The sequence below is a fragment of the Legionella pelazae genome (genome assembly GCF_052527395.1).
The window spans coordinates 35465-51825 of sequence record NZ_JBNVZS010000009.1; the positions used below are offsets into that span (position 1 = coordinate 35465).

Consider the following 16361-nt stretch of genomic DNA (forward strand, 5'->3'; position numbering starts at 1 on the left):
GGAGCCATGCCAGTTTTTTAGTCAACTTTAAGCAAAAAAGTACCTTAAAGAGGTGTTAAAGTTGTTATTTTTACTCTTTTTTAAGCACAAAAGGATCTAAAGCGACAAAATATTGTCCCCAAAATCCATACTTTTGACAAAGTTTTGACTAAAATGTCATTGTATTTAAGATGTATTTTTAATGAAGCTTAAAATTCGCCAATTTTTTGTCATAATCCTCCATTAAACTATCAACTCGTTGCCAATCTAGCTCTTCTATGGTATTTAAATGAGCACAAATTTGATTTAAAAACTCATTTTGAATTTGGCCAATGGCTAGCGCCTCTGCATAAGGAGTATTTGTAAACATAACCAGCGCATGCTTTGAAATATAACGTTCTGGATAGCGATTCATTAGAATATGCTCTAACTGCTTTTTTAAATTAAATTTCTCATCACATATATCACTTTGTATTTCATGAAAATTATCCATTGACATTTTTGCAACAGCATCTGCATTGACTTTCCGTTCTTGGAAGAACGCAGGTAAGGCTTTATTCCAATTATCTCGATACTTATCTAATGTCTCATTAAAAATTCGACAATCCTCAAAAGCACTATTCATCCCTTGGCCAAAAAAAGGAACTAAGCCATGCGCAGCATCACCAATCAAAAGACATTGATCTTGATAATACCACGGGGAACATTTGATCGTGCTCATATTACCGGTAGGATTATGAAAAAATTCTTCAATTAAATTTGGCATTTCATCATAAGCGTCTGGAAAGAATTGCTTAAAAAAGGTTTTCACCTTAATTTCATCTGTTAAATTTGCAAAGCTATTTTTACCTTCATGTGCTAAGAATAATGAGCCCGTTATTGAATGATCACAGTTTGGATTACCTAGTAAAAGAAAAGAATCACGCGGCCATAAATGAAGATGTTCTCGAGCCATTTTCTCAGGTGAGGCACCGCTTATTGAAAGCTCTTTATAGCCATAATTTAAAAAATCCCTTTGAAATTTAATCATTTTTTTTGTAAACATAGATTCACGAACTACTGAATTGGCGCCGTCAGTACCCACTAAGTGCTCATAAGATTTATGCAACTTTTGCCCTAATTTATTTTCAAAAAAGATGGATTTACTATCAAAATTTATTTCTAATAAACGGGTTGAGAAATTCAATTTAATATTCGGTAGAGATTCAATTTCATTTAGAATAATTTTATTTAAGTCATGTCTTTGAATAGCATTAATATATTCATTAGCATGCCGGCCAAAAGGTTGGTACTTAATATTGCCATCTATCTCATGAATAGCACGAGCTCGCATAGGCACCATAATTTTTGTAACTTTGGGCATTAATCCGACACTATCTAGGCTTGTTAAGCCTCTACAAGACATAGCAAGATTAATAGATCGCCCCCTATCTACTTGCGCAAAGCGAATATCCGGACGCGATTCAAAAAGTTCAACATAATAGCCCCGTCTAGCCAAATATAATCCTAATAATGCGCCTGATAATCCTGAACCAATAATGGTTACATTTCTCATCCTGCTCTCCTCTCAAGTAGGACTGACTGCGGATAATTACTTCCTAAATTAACTCAATCATTATTTAAAATATATAAGAATATAATTACTCATAATCTTTAAATTATTTATATAAAAATATAATAATCAAAATCTTAAAATAAATTTTTATACATCTAATAGTTCTCCATATTTTATAAATTCATACAATCTTTAACTTTCATTAAAGCCTATAAAGAAAGTAATTATTTAGTAATATTTAAGAGCAAAAATCGTACCCATTCTTAGAATAGGGCTTAACGATTGACAAGACTGAATTGCTAAGCAAGGTTTGTTGAGTTACAAAAGTAGATTAAGTTTTATCAAGTTGTGGCAAACTATTTTGTTCTAGAAATTCTTTAAGTTCATTAGGTCTATTAGGTGGTTTAAAATAATACCCTTGAGCGTAATCGCAGCCATGTTTTACTATAAATTCCTTTTGCAGCTCATTTTCCACACCTTCTGCAAGTACTTCTAAATTAAGGCTGTGTCCTAAGTTAATGATTGCTCTAGCAATAGCAGCATCATTTTCTTTATTAACTAATTCGCTAATAAAAGAGCGATCAATTTTTAATTTATTAACTGGAAATTGTTTTAAATAGGATAAACTTGAATAACCTGTACCAAAATCATCAATGACTAATTTTGCGCCCATCTCTCGTAATTGATACATGGTTTCTACAGCATGCTTCACATCATCAACTAATAAGCTTTCAGTGAGCTCAAGTTCAATATAGGATGCAGGCAATCCAGTTTTCATTAAAATTTCTTGAATTAATTCTGGTAAACGTGTTTGCCTAAATTGACGGCCTGATATATTTACAGCCATGCTTAGGTCTTTATAACCTTCTTTATGCCAAGCTACCAACTGTTTACAGGACTCTTCTAATACCCACTTACCAATATCTACAATTAAGCCGTTTTCTTCTGCGCTACTAATAAACTCAGCAGGTGAAACTTGACCTAGTATATGGCTATGCCAACGAATTAATGCTTCAAAACCAACAATACTATTCTTGCGCAAATCCATAAGTGGTTGATAAAGTAGATAAAATTCATTGCGCTTTAAAGCATCTCTTAAAGCATTATCAAGCTGCATGCGGTTAACAACGCGTTTATTCATTTCTTGCTCAAAAACGCGATAGTTATTGCGACCACTATCCTTAGCATGATACATCGATAAGTCAGCATTCTTCATGAGTGTTTCGTAATCGAGCCCATCTTTAGGATAATAACTAATACCAATGCTGCCGGTAATTTTTAAATTGTGCTGGCCAATTTGGAATGGCTTTTCAATTAAGTGTAATATTTCATTCGCTGTTTGTTCAGCTTGTTTTTCAGAATGAATATCTTGAAGAAGGATTACAAATTCATCACCGCCCAAGCGGGCTACTGTATCAAAATCATTCGTTGCAATGAGTAGGCGATTTGAAACCGCTTGTAACAACTTATCACCAACACTATGGCCTAATGTATCATTAGTGAATTTAAATCGATCTAGGTCAAGAAATAAAAAAGCAATGATAGAATTTTTTTTCTTTGCTTGTAAAATGGCTTGCTCTACCCTATCCATCAATAAAACGCGATTAGGTAGTTCGGTTAAGGAATCATGCGTTGCCTGCATAAGAAGTTGCTTTTCCATTTCACGGCGTTCTGTTATGTCATTGATAATACATACATAATGTTTAACATTTCCGGAAATATCAGCTACTGGAGCTACACTCATTTCACACCAATACACTTCACCTGAACGCCTTGAGGTTTCAAGCTCAACTGTTTCTTCCCGTAATTCTTTCACTGCTAAGGTAATTCGCTTATAGTTAGCTTGATCAATCTTTTTACCATGAATGTAGGCCAAATTCTGACCTAAGACTTGTTTTTCATTAAATCCTGTAATTCTTTCAAACGCTTTATTGACATAAATAATGGGTAGATTCTCTTTAGTAATATCAATAATTGCAACACCATGCGTACTTGCTTCTATCGCGCGTTCGCGAACTCGCAGATCCTCATCAGCCATTTGTCGTTGCGTAACATCACGAAAGCTATAAACTCGACCAACAATTTCAGAGCCAATACGTTGTGGTTGCGTATAGCGCTCAAAAATTCGGCCATCCTTAAAATAAATTAAGGGTAGTTCGCCTTGCCATTCGGGATTTTCATATAAGAATTGCACATCAGCAATGACTGCTTCTGGATTACTTAATTGATCTAAAATATATTCAAATCCAATACTTTCTGTACCCGATTCAAGCATGTAAGAAGGAATGCGCCACATTTCTACAAATTTTTGATTCCAATCAACTACTTGGCCTTGGCCATTGACCATCATAATACCATCAGTAGTACACTCTAGCGTTGCACGTAATAAAGAAAGTGACTTTTCAAGCTCAACATTTTTTTCAAAAATAGCACTTGTATTAACTTTAATATTTTCTGATAAAGGATTTAGCTTTTTTCGTTGAAATTCAGGCTGAGAATGATACCACTTCTCTAACAAGGTAGGTAAATTCGGCGTGATAGTAACAATACCCAACTCTTCACAAACGTTGGTTAGGGAAGGCTCTATACCGCGTTTCTTTACTGTCTCAGCTGCTAAGGCAACTTTTTGGTAGTCGATTTCTTGCCTACGCATCGATCCCTCACTAAAATAACAACCTTGTTAGCGACTATTAAATAATTTTTAACAAGATACGCGTTCACTATATCAATTAAAGTATATACTGCATTCACAAGTTTTGCTTTATTCTAAAAATAGGAATATTAATGGACAAAAATCACTTCGATACGCGTGCCATCCATGCAGGGCAGCAAGCTGACCCTTCAACGGGTGCCGTAATAACCCCCATCTATGCAACATCAACTTACAAACAAGAAGCGCCTGGTATTCATTTAGGTTATGAGTATTCACGTACAAAAAACCCTACTCGTTTTGCTTATGAAGCCTGTTTAGCTAGTTTAGAATCCGGTAAGCAAGGCTTTGCTTTTGCCTCTGGTATGGCTGCAATTAATACAGTTATTGATCTTTTAAATCAAGGCGATCATGTCATTGCAACGAATGATTTGTATGGAGGTACTTATCGCTTATTTGATAAGGTAAAAACCCGCACCTCAGGTCTATCTTTTACTTTTGTCGATATGACAGACTCGCAAACAATTGCAAATGCCATTCAACCTAATACGCGTATGATCTGGGTTGAAACGCCTTCTAATCCTATGCTTAAGTTAGCAAATCTTACTGAAATTGCTCAGTTAGCTAAAAAACATCATCTACTTTCAGTGGCTGATAATACCTTTGCTACCCCTTGGATACAAAGGCCGATAGAATTGGGTTTTGATATTACCTTACATTCAACTACAAAATATATTAATGGTCATTCAGATGTTGTCAGTGGCGCTGTCGTTGTTGGTGATAATCCAGAATTAATTGATAAGCTTGCTTTTTTACAAAATTCATGTGGCGCTATTTCTAGCCCCTTTGATAGCTTTTTGCTATTACGTAGTTTAAAAACGCTTTCTATTCGTATGCAGCGGCATTGTGAAAACGCCATGGCCCTTGCCCAATGGCTTGAACAACGCCCAAAGATTAAGCAGGTTATTTATCCGGGCTTACCAAGTCATCCGCAATATGAACTTGCCCAAAAACAAATGCAAGCTTTTGGTGGTATGATATCTATTATATTAGATGCAGATTTAGCTTCTACTCAGCGTTTTCTGCAACGATGTCAAGTTTTTACTCTAGCAGAGAGCTTAGGAGGCGTAGAAAGCCTAATTGAGCATCCAGCTATTATGACTCATGCCTCAATTCCTCCTGAAACAAGAAAGATTCTAGGCATTGTCGATGGTTTTGTACGTTTATCCGTAGGTATTGAATATATTGAAGATTTGATTGCAGATTTAGATTTTGCATTAAGTTAAAAAAGAAGGAGTAAGATTAAATGCGGCAGAAAAAAGGTAGCCGGTGGCATGGTATTTTAGCTATTTTGCTATTAATTTTATCGACAATTGTTTTTTTTATACCCGTTCTTGTAGTTGGCATATTAAAACTCTTTCCCAATTTTCGCTGGCGTATTTTTTGTACTAGGCTTATCGACAGGATAACCACTTATTGGAGCAGTGTTAATAATCGATATATTGACTTAACTAACAAAGTAAATTGGCAAGTAAGTGGTTTAGAAAATTTAACCAACGATAACTGGTATTTAATTGTAGCCAACCATCAAAGTTGGTTAGATATAGTCGTTTTACAATATTTATTAAATCGAAAAATTCCTGTTTTAAAATTCTTTATTAAAGATCAATTAAAATGGGTTCCTCTATTAGGTTTTGCCTGGTGGGCAATGGGCTGCCCGTTTATGAAGCGTTATTCTAAAGAATATTTAGCCAAAAACCCTAAGAAGCGCGGTAAGGATTTAGCCTCTACCAATAAGGCTATGACCTTATTTAAGAACACGCCTTCAGCCGTTATGAATTTTATTGAAGGCACACGATTTACTTCCGAGAAAAAAAACAGTCAAAAATCGCCCTACAATTTTTTATTAAAACCAAAAGCAGGCGGTATAAGTTTTGTAATTTCTGCATTAGAAAGCCGTATTAAAACGATTACCGATCTTACTATTGTGTATTCTTCCAAAACCCCTACGTTATGGGATTTTCTTTGTCATCGTATTGATACGATTTATGTTAAATTAAGGCAAATTCCTATTCCTACTAAGTTTTTTGATCAATCTTTAGCTTATGATGAACATAAACAGTTAGAATTTAGAGACTGGTTAAATCAGCAGTGGGAAGAGAAAGATAAGTTAATAGGTAAAGTGCAAACCACATCCTTATAAATTGGGTTTAACAGCAGGTTCTCACTAAACTAAGGTGAGAATCTAATTTTTATCAATGCAAAGGATGTAATCCAATTTAAAAAATTTAATAACAATTAAGTTAATAACCCTACTTCATTCTTAAGAGAGATTAAGTATACTAACTAAACCTCTAGTTCTTATAATTTTTATCATGAATTCATTAGAAAAAATGATTACCGAAGGATTCGAAAAACGTCAACAGCTAACGTTAGATAATGTACCAAGAAATCTTTTATCTGCAGTAGAGGAAGTCTTAAATGGGCTAGATCAAGGTTATTATCGTGTAGCTGAATGTATAAATGAAGAGTGGATAACCCATCAGTGGCTAAAAAAGACTGTGTTATTGTCCTTTAGATTATATCCCAATCAAATAATTGAGGCTGGGTTTTGCCAGTTTTATGATAAGGTGCCGCTTAAATTTGCAGATTATAATATTGGCCAGTGGCAGGAAGCACAAATTCGTGTTGTACCACATGCAATGGTGCGTAAAGGCGCCTTTGTTGCTAGAAACACTGTCTTAATGCCCTCCTATGTTAATATTGGCGCTTATATTGATGAAGGTGTTATGGTAGATACTTGGGCGACCGTTGGCTCTTGTGCCCAAATTGGTAAAAACGTTCATCTATCAGGTGGTGTGGGTATTGGTGGCGTATTAGAGCCTTTGCAAGCTAATCCTACTATTATTGAAGATAATTGCTTTATAGGAGCACGCTCTGAAGTAGTGGAAGGTGTTATCGTTGAAAAAAACTCCGTTTTATCAATGGGCGTTTTTTTAGGTCAAAGCACTAAAATCTATAATCGTCAAACTGGCACAATTACCTATGGAAGAATCCCTGCAGGTTCAGTCGTTGTTCCTGGTAATCTACCTAGTGAGGATGGTAGTCATAGTTTATATTGTGCTGTTATTGTTAAACAAGTTGATGAAAAAACAAGGGCAAAGGTAAGCATTAATGAATTGTTGAGAGATTATCAATAATGACCTTAATTCGCTCTTTATTAACTGAACTGGTACGATTTAAATCAATTACGCCTGATGATGCTGGCTGCCAGGCGTATATGATTAAGTATTTTAATCAACTTGGCTTTACCTGCTTACAGTTTAATAATCCTCCTGTTGCTAATTTCTTTGCCTACTTAGGTACACAGGCTCCTTTATTAGTTTTTGCTGGACATACTGATGTCGTTCCTATAGGTGATAGAGAGCAATGGCATACCAATCCCTTTGAACTGGTTGAAAGCCATGGATTAGCTTATGGCCGAGGGACCGCTGATATGAAAGGAAGTTTAGCTGCAATGATGGTTATGGCAGAACACTTTATTGCTAATAATCCTCACTTTAGAGGTAGTCTAGGTTTTTTGATTACCAGCGGTGAAGAAGGGAGTCTATTTAATCAAGGCACACCTTATGTCATGAGTGAATTAAAAAAGCGTAGCATACACCCTACTTACTGTATTGTAGGCGAACCCTCAAGTAGACATACCCTAGGCGATGTTATTAAAATTGGCCGTCGCGGTTCATTAACTGGTCAGCTTACTTTACAAGGTAAGCAAGGCCATGTTGCTTATCCACATTTAGCGCAAAATCCTATTCATCAACTTGCGCCTCTTTTAAATGAACTGGTACAAGTACAATGGGATGAAGGGAATGAGTTTTTTCCCCCTACTTCTTTTCAAATCACTCATATTCACTCAGGTGGCCATGCCGAAAATATTATTCCAGGTGAATTACTGCTGCAATTTAATTTTCGCTTTTCAACCGAGCAAACAGTCCAAAGCCTTAAAACTCAAGTAGCTAACTATTTTAAAAAACATGGTATAGATGCAGTGTTAACATGGCGTTTAAACGGTGAACCCTTTCTAACTTGCCAAGGTAAGCTACTTGATAGTTGCATTCAAGCCATTACTGAATTAACTGGAAAACCGCCTGAGCTTTCCACAGATGGAGGAACTTCTGACGGACGCTTCATTGCACCGTATGGGGTAGAAGTTATTGAGCTAGGCCCTCTTAATAAGACAATTCATCAAGTTAATGAATGTATATCTCTTAGTGATTTAACGATTTTAAGTCAAATTTACTACGCTATCTGCAATCAAATATTAAAATAAATTATTCGCAAGTATTTGATCATATTATGAATAGTTAGATTGCAGCTTATAATTCTCGACCTGCATACTTAGATTTTGAGCTTAGCTAATAAGTCCGTTTGATGAGCTTTTACTTCACTAGCAAAAACATTTTACCTGGATTAATTTTTAGTGAATATAGTTAATTCTTAAGGTAAATTTGAAGATTATTAATGATAGCCGATAATAAATGATTTACTTTTTCAATATTCTCTTTTTTAATATTTAGGGTTGCAACACTGTGCATTTCATTAGCTTGTTCTTCAAGCTTGTGGCAAGCTTTTTTAGCTTTTTCCGTAAGATAAAAATTGAAAGCTCTTCTATCATCTTTATTGCGAACACGTAGAATTAAATTATCTCTTTCCATTCGATCGAGTATGCGTACTACGCTAGGTTGCTTTAACCCAGCGCTTTTTGCTAGTTCAATTTGTGTTTGACCATCTTTCTCCCATAAACGAACTAAAAAAATAGTTTGCGAATAAGTTACCCCCAACTCATTAAGTTTTATATTGGCAACTTGCTCGAAAAGCCTGGCTGCTTTTTTGATTAAAATGCCTGTATGTTCATCAATTTTAAAAGCCATAAACTATATCCTAAAAAAATATGATTGACTATTACATAGCTAGCTATGTATATTTAGCTGTAACGAAAATTTATCTAAATTAATAGAGATATTAAAGAGGTATTAAATTTTATGATAAAGTTATTATTAATCAAAATGATTTTGAAGCCATCTCAGAAGACTTTCACTCAATATCTATATAATAGAATCCAAAATCAACTAGGGATTCAGGAAGATAGAAGCCTTTATGTTAATTATCCTAATCCTTCAATAAAAAAGATCTTGCCGAAGGCTATTAGATTCACATCTTCATTTAATGAGAAGTTCATCAAAGTTGAGTAGTATTTAATCTTTCTGACCAAGAAAAGGCAAAATATTGAACACCTAAAAATTATATTAGCCACTCTAGAAAACCTAAGAATACGAATAGGATATTTTAAATCAAAGGAGTCTTATGATAACCAAGCTAAAACTTACTCATGAAATCGATTACTTAAACCATCAATTTACATCTTCCATAAAAAATCGATTAAGCGACCTTGAAATATTCTCTGAATCAGCTCTAGAATGGCTTATGCTAGAGCACTATCAATTTTCTGCAAGAAATCCCGAATTTTTATCAATAGCAACTAATACCACTAGGCAATTTAAAAATACAGGTATTGCAGAAGAGCTACAACATAATTTTAATGAAGAAAGAAATCATGCTGCAATATATAAAAAGGCACTTTTAGAAATAGGAACCGATGTCAATAAGCGTATCGAATTCACACCAACAACAGAATTTTTTAATAATATTTTAAAATTAATTTCCACCTGCCCATCATGTACATTAGGCGCTATGTATGCTACGGAAACAGCAGCAATATTTGAGCACGAAATATTTCTTAATATTTCATTTGAAGTTATTAAAAGAAGAAAAAAAACATGGGTAAGGTCCAGATTGAAAGCTTTTCATGATATGCATCTGAATGGAGTAGAACAAGGACACAAGGATGGCCTCGGTATGTTTGTTGATCTCGCTTCGAAAGATACCGCTAGTAAACAATTTATTCAAGAAGGACATATTATAAAAGGAGCAAAACAAGCTATTAACTCGATGATGATTTGGTGGCAGGCGTTACTTAATCAGGCAGAAATGAGTAATGAATAATATAGTTGAGCTTAGTAAAGAGACTAAATATAAAATTATCAGTGGCGCAAAGCAATTAAAATTTTTTAATAAAATTAGTGAATTGAGAAAACAAGTCTGGCCAAATTTTATTCGTTTACCTGATGATATTGTTTTTAAACTATATAAGTTATATCCTGAATTTCAAATAAGCCTATTAGCGCCTAATAAAGAGCTTATAGGAGTACTGAACTCCATACCTATAACCTGGACAAAAAGTCTTTCTGAACTTCCTAATGAAGGAGTAAACTGGGTCATTAATACTGGAATTAATGGCAACCCCGATACTGAAAAAGCAAATATTGTATGCGCAGTATCCGTTACTGTTGCAGATAATTACCGTAATAGAGGAATAAGTAAAATCCTTCTTCAGCATCTTAAAGAAATCTCATTTAACAAGAAATTTACTTACTTAATTGTACCTGCCAGGCCCAGTTTAAAAAGCCTATATCCATTAACTTCCATTGATAAATACATTACATGGAAGAATAGAAACGGAGAAATCTTTGATCCTTGGTTACGAACTCATATCGATCTTGGAGCTCAAATTTTAAGCATTTGTTATTATTCTGCTTATATTTCCGCTGATATTAAGCAATGGGAGCAATGGACTGAGATGAGCTTTCTTGATGACGGAGCATATATTGTTAAAGGCGCATTAGTCCCAGTAGAGATTGATTGTAAAAGCAATCTCGGAAAATATATTGAACCTAATATTTGGGTATATTATTCATTATGAAGATAAAAGGCTTATATTAATACTAATTAATATAAGTCTTTATCTTATCTAGATAGGGTAAGTTAAACAACTTTTAATTTTAAATTTGCTGCAGTAGGAATATCAACCTTAGCTAAGCGTAATTTTTCATCTACAACTTTAGCAACGCAGGAATCTGACCAAACATTTAAAGCAGTTTCTAACATATCGATTAAGCTGTAAAAGGGTAAAATAATACCCATTAAAGTAATGGGAACATTCATACTAGCAAGTAAGCTTGCACTTAAGAAAAAACAACCCATAGGCACCCCAGCATTCCCGATGGCTGCCACCGTCGCAATAACTACCCAAAGTGCCATGGTGGGTAAAGAAATAGCGATACCATGATTTTGCATTAAATAAATAACTGTTACAAAAATAAATGCCGCACAACCATTCATATTTAAACTAGTGCATAAAGGTAAAACGAAACGACTTACCTCAGGCTTAACAGCTAAATTCTGTTCTGCGGTTTTCATAGTGACAGGCAATGTACCAACAGATGATTTGGAAAAAAAGGCAACTGACAGGGCTGGTAACATGCCTTTCATGGCCTTAAAGGGTCTAATACCTTGTGATTTTAACCACAAAGGCAAAATAATAAGACCTTGAATAAGGTTAGCTAGTACAATTATTAATAGATATTGTCCAATTCCTTTAATGGTCATACCATCACGTAATTGAATAACGGTGGTTGTTATAAATCCATAAAGCCCAAGCGGAATAATTCTAATTATCCAACTTGTAATAACCATAAACATACTATGCGCACCTTTAAAAAATGCGGTGATGGCTTGGCGCGATTCAGGTTCAGGAATAAAGCGAATAGCAATTCCAAAAATAATGCCTAGTAAAAGTACGCCCAGCACCTGTTGTTCCAAAAAAGGCGAAAGAATATTAGATGGAATTAAGTGGCTAACATAACCTAGATAAGTTATTTGATTATTGTCTTTAGCTAAAACTGGCTGTGTAAAAGACTCTACCAATCCGGGCTTAATTAAGATATATAAAAGGCAACTTATGGTCGCAGCAACAAATGTCGTTCCCAAAGTGTATGTCATTGCTCGCTGCCATACAGAGCGCATTGAACCATCTGTACGATAATTGGATAAAGTTACAATAATTGATAAAGCAATAATGGGAAGACTTATACATTTAAATATTCGAATAAAAACATCAGAAATAAATAAACCGATTGCTTTTAATTCAGGATTACCAGACCAACCACTTAATAGTCCTAGAATAATCATTAAAGAATATAAAAAAAGAGGACTTAGCCAGAAGTTATGTTTTTGAGTTTTTGTGCACATGAAGATTACCTACAACATTGATAAATTAATTAATGACTTAAGGAATTAGCAGCAACAACAGGAACAAAAACAACAATTAGCATGGGTGCAAATAAAATACCTTGTCATTAAATTAAATTTATCCATAGATACCCTCTTGATTTCTTTTTGAGCATTAAGGACATATTTTAACACAATTAATAGGCAAATCAAGAGGATTTCTAAGCAGTAATAAACCGAGCTTGCTTTAAGTTCAGGATGCGCTGATATGATTCATCAATTCGAGCTATAGGAATCGCTTTTTCAGTAACTAAACAAACTATCATATCAATGATCTCAGAAGCATCATTGTTATCTAATTGATTAGCGAAAATAAGCATATCAGCCCCTGCATTAATACTCAGACAAAGCCTCTCTTCCATTGAAAAATATTGACTAATAGCTTGCATCTGTAAGTCATCACTTACAATCACACCATTAAAGCCAAATTTCTTGCGCAACAAGTCATTTAACATAAGCTTAGACAATGTTGCCGGTAATCCACTTGAATCTAAATGACGATTAATAACATGTGCGGTCATAACCATAATGGGTGTGAATTGTGAAGTAACTAAAGAGTGGTAAGGATAAAGCTCCTCTTCTTTAAACGTAGCAGTAACATCAACAAAATCTGTATGCGTATCGCCTATAGCACTACCATGTCCTGGAAAGTGCTTATAGCAACAAGTAATATTAGACTCAGCAAAAGTAGTTACAAAAAGCTTTGCATACTTAACAGCTTCTTTGGGGTCAGCAGAAAAACTTCGACCTAATTTTCCAATAATCCCTTCTTGTTTGTTAAGATCTAAGTCAACTATAGGAGCAAAATTTAAATTAAATCCTAAGTTTTTTAAAACTTCTGCCATTTGAAGAGCTTGTTTAATAAATTCTTGCTCTGATAGCTTAGCCATTTGTTCTGGCGCTAATGTTAGAGGACAGCCAGCAACATTTTTTAACCTATCTACGGCCCCACCTTCATAGTCAATTCCTATAAATAAAGGGACATGAGCAAGATCCTTATTTACCTTAGCATATTTTTTTAACTGCTGCGTTAATTGTTTAATCTGCTTTATATCGGCTAAGTTTTTTTCAGGAAGATTAGTTGCAACATCTTTATCAAAAAGGATAACGCCACCTAAACTCTCATTAGTTAACCATTTACTAACTGGATTTGATAAATCTATCTGAAGGCCATTAAAACCCATAATAAGCATTTGGGCAATTTGTTGTCTTAATGTAGGCAAAAGCTATCTCATTTGGTAACTAAGTTCAGAGAATAATACCTAACTCTCATAAATAAAGCCATTAGAGCTCTTGCCTAACCAGCATCTTTTACTTTATTGCTGCGTTACAAACGTTTCTGCGGTGCTCATTTACTCTCTGTAAACTCTGCTCCTCGAAACCTTTGCGCCTTGCACTCAAGTAAAATCTACAAGTTAGACAAAAGCTCTATTCTAGAGAGTTCACCTTTAGTCAAGTTTTTTAGGCGGTATAGGTGGAACTTGACTGAAGTTACAGACACAATTATTAGTTGCCTGCGGAGGAAGCGGTACTTCTGAAAAAGCTTTAGGGTAACAAACTGGGATCTCCCAAGCTGATTCTCCTGGCTTTGCAGCGCTAGGTAAAGTCCAATAACTAATAGCATTATAAACAGTGTTCTTTTGATTCTCCCATATATAAGGTTCAAAAGTAGCTTGATAAAGCAGCTTCTGATTAGGTTGACAAGTAAAAGGCTGCCTTCCCCAAGATTGTCCTTTAGGCACAGTGAGCGTTGACAAATTTACATCATTATTTTGCGCATCTAATACCTTTACTGTAACAGCATAATCCGTCCAACAGGTATCCTTTACTAGCGTAAGGTAACACTGAAACGCCAGAAGCTGACTAGAAAATAATATTCCGCTTAAGCCTAGAAGAATTTGTTTTTTCATAAATATGATCTAAATATATTTTATAAATTAAGTATAAACTATAAGTAGTTAGGAAGTTTACCTTTTTAATCTAATTTACTGAATAGTTTAATTTGAGTTGATATAAATTATTAAGCAAGTGTGCTTCATGCAATATTAACTAAAGTTTAGTTAACCTAAAGGTAAGGATATAGTATCTAAGTTAGACCTTAGACTCAATTTAAGAATTGATTTTAAACATCTAAACAGCTATTCTTGCGGCAAAGGAGAGATGGCCGAGCGGTCGAAGGCGCACGCCTGGAAAGTGTGTATACGGTAAAACGTATCGAGGGTTCGAATCCCTCTCTCTCCGCCATTCCTTGACTTCCTAAATCTACCAGTTAATTAATTACATCGTATAGCCTTTTTTTATAATAATTTTGTATAGTTATTCCTAATCTAAACATTTTAAAAATAAATCTTGCCTTCTTCAGGTTTTTCCTATACAAATCACTTTTTATAGCCGTAAATTTTTAAAAATCTAGACAATTTTGTTAATTATTAAACAATTTGATTTATCAACCCTGAGATTATACAGTTAGTGATTGACCAAAACATATCTATTAAAAAACCACTTAATGATGGTGGTTATAAACGCGGCTTAAAAGACCGGCATGTACAATTAATTGCCCTCGGAGGGATTATTGGCTCAGGCTATTTTTTAGGTACTGGCGCTGTAATCAATCAAGTTGGTCCTTCTGTTTTTATTGCCTATATCTTAGGTGGATTAATTATCTATTTAACTATGCTCTGCATGGGTGAACTGGCTGTAGCCATTCCTATCTCTGGTTCATTTATTACCTATACTGCTGAATTTATTTCACCGGCAATTGCCTGTGGAGTAGGCTGGTCTTATTGGATAAGTTGGGTAGCTTATATTCCTGCTGAGTGCATTGCTGGCGGTATAATTATGGAGCATTTTACGGGTATAAATGGTTACCTTTGGGCAGTTTGTTTTGGGTTGATCATTACTTATGTCAATATTGCCAAAGTGGGTACTTTTGGTGAAATAGAATTCTGGTTAGCAGTTATTAAAATTGTTGCTCTTATCGCTTTTGTCTTTTTAGCTATCTTAATATTTTTTGGTATTATTCATGGCCCACAGCCAGCTAGTATTATTGGTACTAAATTTATACTTGATCAAGGCGGCTTATTTCCTAATGGTATTTTTGCCTTATTAACCGCAATGGTGCTTTTATTGGTGAATTATCAAGGCTCAGAAATTATTGGTCTTGCCGCTGGTGAATCTATTGATCCAGCCCGCATGATTCCGCGGGCAATACGCAATGTAACGTATCGAATTTTATTTATCTATATTATTCCTGTTTTTTGCTTAGTGCTAATCTTTCCCTGGCGTAAAGCAAACATCGATAACTCTGTATTTGCTGATGCACTTAATTTTTATGGTTTACATTGGGCAGGCGCTGCTACGAGTTTTGTAACCTTAAGTGCGGCCTTATCATGTTCTAATTCTGGAGTCTATGGCATTGTACGCTCACTCAATGCCCTAGCACGAAATGGTATGGCACCTCATCCACTGAGTAAGTTAAATCGTAATTTTGTTCCTCAAAATGCCGGTATTGTCACTTTAATTTCTATATGGATTTTACTTGCGACAAGTTATTTCTTCGGACAATCTATTCTCTATATTGCTTTACTACTTGTCTCAGGTTTTACAGGCGCAACAGCTTGGATTTCTTTATGCTGGGCACAAATTAATTTTCGCCGACGCCTGTATCAAGCAGGTTACACAACCGATGATTTACAGTATAAAACCCCGGGTTCCCCATACACAGGTATTATTGCCATATTATTAATGGTTGCTTGTTTAATTTTCTTATGCATGAACAAAGATCCTACTTATAAAATAGCCTTTGTTATGGGCGTTGCTAGCTTTGTTGTCCCTATTCTCATTTATGTTTTAGGTGGATTTCATAAGCGAAGGCCAGAGGCAATGGAGCGTAATCAACATATTCAATTTAAAGATATCTTTCCTAAGAAAAATTAGGCAACGTTAACAAACGCTATTAAGAGTAGCTTTGAAGAAGTGGGACTATTTATA

General features: G+C 34.8%; 13 protein-coding genes and 1 tRNA gene. 8 read left to right on the forward strand and 6 right to left on the reverse strand.

The features are described from left to right. Window positions 1-178 precede the first annotated feature (178 nt). Both ACQUW5_RS10100 and ACQUW5_RS10105 read right to left on the reverse strand, forming a co-directional pair. A complete protein-coding gene (locus ACQUW5_RS10100) occupies window positions 179-1534 on the reverse strand; it encodes an FAD-dependent oxidoreductase (protein WP_444991123.1) in 1356 nt (451 codons plus the stop codon). A gap of 331 nt (window positions 1535-1865) precedes the next feature. Further along, window positions 1866-4187 carry an EAL domain-containing protein gene (locus ACQUW5_RS10105; RefSeq protein WP_444991124.1) on the reverse strand — a complete coding sequence of 774 codons (2322 nt, stop codon included), beginning with the start codon at window positions 4185-4187 and terminating at the stop codon, window positions 1866-1868. 131 nt (window positions 4188-4318) lie between these two features. On the opposite strand from ACQUW5_RS10105, the gene ACQUW5_RS10110 reads away from it, so the two are divergent. From ACQUW5_RS10110 to dapE, 4 genes are all read left to right on the forward strand, one after another. Next, on the forward strand, window positions 4319-5470 hold the full coding sequence (locus tag ACQUW5_RS10110; RefSeq protein ID WP_444991125.1) for a cystathionine gamma-synthase: 1152 nt from the start codon (window positions 4319-4321) through the stop codon (window positions 5468-5470). 20 nt (window positions 5471-5490) lie between these two features. Beyond that, on the forward strand, window positions 5491-6387 hold the full coding sequence (gene yihG / locus ACQUW5_RS10115; RefSeq protein WP_444991126.1) for a 1-acylglycerol-3-phosphate O-acyltransferase, YihG family: 897 nt from the start codon (window positions 5491-5493) through the stop codon (window positions 6385-6387). A 172-nt stretch (window positions 6388-6559) separates the two neighbouring features. Further along, window positions 6560-7384, forward strand: a complete 825-nt coding sequence (gene dapD / locus ACQUW5_RS10120) for a 2,3,4,5-tetrahydropyridine-2,6-dicarboxylate N-succinyltransferase (protein WP_444991127.1) — start codon at window positions 6560-6562, stop codon at window positions 7382-7384. After that, the gene (gene dapE, locus ACQUW5_RS10125) at window positions 7384-8514 is read left to right on the forward strand and encodes a succinyl-diaminopimelate desuccinylase (protein WP_444991128.1); all 1131 of its coding nucleotides are present in this window, start codon (window positions 7384-7386) and stop codon (window positions 8512-8514) included. Before dapD ends, dapE begins: the two co-directional genes overlap by 1 nt. A 160-nt stretch (window positions 8515-8674) precedes the next feature. Here dapE and ACQUW5_RS10130 read toward each other — a convergent pair whose 3' ends face one another. Then, entirely contained in the window at window positions 8675-9115 is a 441-nt protein-coding gene (locus ACQUW5_RS10130) for a MarR family winged helix-turn-helix transcriptional regulator (protein WP_444991129.1), read from the reverse strand. A 433-nt stretch (window positions 9116-9548) separates the two neighbouring features. Between ACQUW5_RS10130 and ACQUW5_RS10135 the strand changes: the two genes are divergently transcribed. Both ACQUW5_RS10135 and ACQUW5_RS10140 read left to right on the forward strand, forming a co-directional pair. Beyond that, window positions 9549-10247, forward strand: coding sequence for a DUF3865 domain-containing protein (locus ACQUW5_RS10135; protein ID WP_444991130.1), 699 nt, complete (start codon window positions 9549-9551; stop codon window positions 10245-10247). After that, the gene (locus ACQUW5_RS10140; protein WP_444991131.1) at window positions 10240-11004 is read left to right on the forward strand and encodes a GNAT family N-acetyltransferase; all 765 of its coding nucleotides are present in this window, start codon (window positions 10240-10242) and stop codon (window positions 11002-11004) included. The genes ACQUW5_RS10135 and ACQUW5_RS10140 overlap by 8 nt, the downstream gene beginning before the upstream one ends. 62 nt (window positions 11005-11066) lie before the next feature. Here ACQUW5_RS10140 and ACQUW5_RS10145 read toward each other — a convergent pair whose 3' ends face one another. The 3 genes from ACQUW5_RS10145 to ACQUW5_RS10155 form a co-directional block, all read right to left on the reverse strand. Next, window positions 11067-12332 carry a dicarboxylate/amino acid:cation symporter gene (locus tag ACQUW5_RS10145; RefSeq protein WP_444991132.1) on the reverse strand — a complete coding sequence of 422 codons (1266 nt, stop codon included), beginning with the start codon at window positions 12330-12332 and terminating at the stop codon, window positions 11067-11069. Window positions 12333-12532: 200 nt separating this feature from the next. Next, complete coding sequence (locus tag ACQUW5_RS10150) at window positions 12533-13594, reverse strand: glycoside hydrolase family 3 N-terminal domain-containing protein (protein WP_444991133.1); 1062 nt, start codon at window positions 13592-13594, stop codon at window positions 12533-12535. 225 nt (window positions 13595-13819) lie between these two features. Continuing rightward, on the reverse strand, window positions 13820-14281 hold the full coding sequence (locus tag ACQUW5_RS10155; protein ID WP_444991134.1) for a hypothetical protein: 462 nt from the start codon (window positions 14279-14281) through the stop codon (window positions 13820-13822). A 244-nt stretch (window positions 14282-14525) separates the two neighbouring features. Here ACQUW5_RS10155 and ACQUW5_RS10160 point away from each other — a divergent pair. Together ACQUW5_RS10160 and ACQUW5_RS10165 are read left to right on the forward strand one after the other, a co-directional pair. Then, a tRNA-Ser gene (locus ACQUW5_RS10160) sits at window positions 14526-14615 on the forward strand. Window positions 14616-14840: 225 nt separating this feature from the next. After that, complete coding sequence (locus ACQUW5_RS10165; RefSeq protein WP_444991135.1) at window positions 14841-16307, forward strand: amino acid permease; 1467 nt, start codon at window positions 14841-14843, stop codon at window positions 16305-16307. The last annotated feature ends 54 nt before the right edge of the window (window positions 16308-16361 follow it).

What these genes read in the sequence shown, in the direction of transcription:
- ACQUW5_RS10100 (WP_444991123.1), bottom strand. Translation starts at nt 1,534, where the DNA reads ATGAGAAATGTAACCATTATTGGTTCAGGATTATCAGGCGCATTATTA.
- ACQUW5_RS10105 (WP_444991124.1), bottom strand. Translation starts at nt 4,187, where the DNA reads ATGCGTAGGCAAGAAATCGACTACCAAAAAGTTGCCTTAGCAGCTGAG.
- ACQUW5_RS10110 (WP_444991125.1), top strand. Translation starts at nt 4,319, where the DNA reads ATGGACAAAAATCACTTCGATACGCGTGCCATCCATGCAGGGCAGCAA.
- yihG (WP_444991126.1), top strand. Translation starts at nt 5,491, where the DNA reads ATGCGGCAGAAAAAAGGTAGCCGGTGGCATGGTATTTTAGCTATTTTG.
- dapD (WP_444991127.1), top strand. Translation starts at nt 6,560, where the DNA reads ATGAATTCATTAGAAAAAATGATTACCGAAGGATTCGAAAAACGTCAA.
- dapE (WP_444991128.1), top strand. Translation starts at nt 7,384, where the DNA reads ATGACCTTAATTCGCTCTTTATTAACTGAACTGGTACGATTTAAATCA.
- ACQUW5_RS10130 (WP_444991129.1), bottom strand. Translation starts at nt 9,115, where the DNA reads ATGGCTTTTAAAATTGATGAACATACAGGCATTTTAATCAAAAAAGCA.
- ACQUW5_RS10135 (WP_444991130.1), top strand. Translation starts at nt 9,549, where the DNA reads ATGATAACCAAGCTAAAACTTACTCATGAAATCGATTACTTAAACCAT.
- ACQUW5_RS10140 (WP_444991131.1), top strand. Translation starts at nt 10,240, where the DNA reads ATGAATAATATAGTTGAGCTTAGTAAAGAGACTAAATATAAAATTATC.
- ACQUW5_RS10145 (WP_444991132.1), bottom strand. Translation starts at nt 12,332, where the DNA reads ATGTGCACAAAAACTCAAAAACATAACTTCTGGCTAAGTCCTCTTTTT.
- ACQUW5_RS10155 (WP_444991134.1), bottom strand. Translation starts at nt 14,281, where the DNA reads ATGAAAAAACAAATTCTTCTAGGCTTAAGCGGAATATTATTTTCTAGT.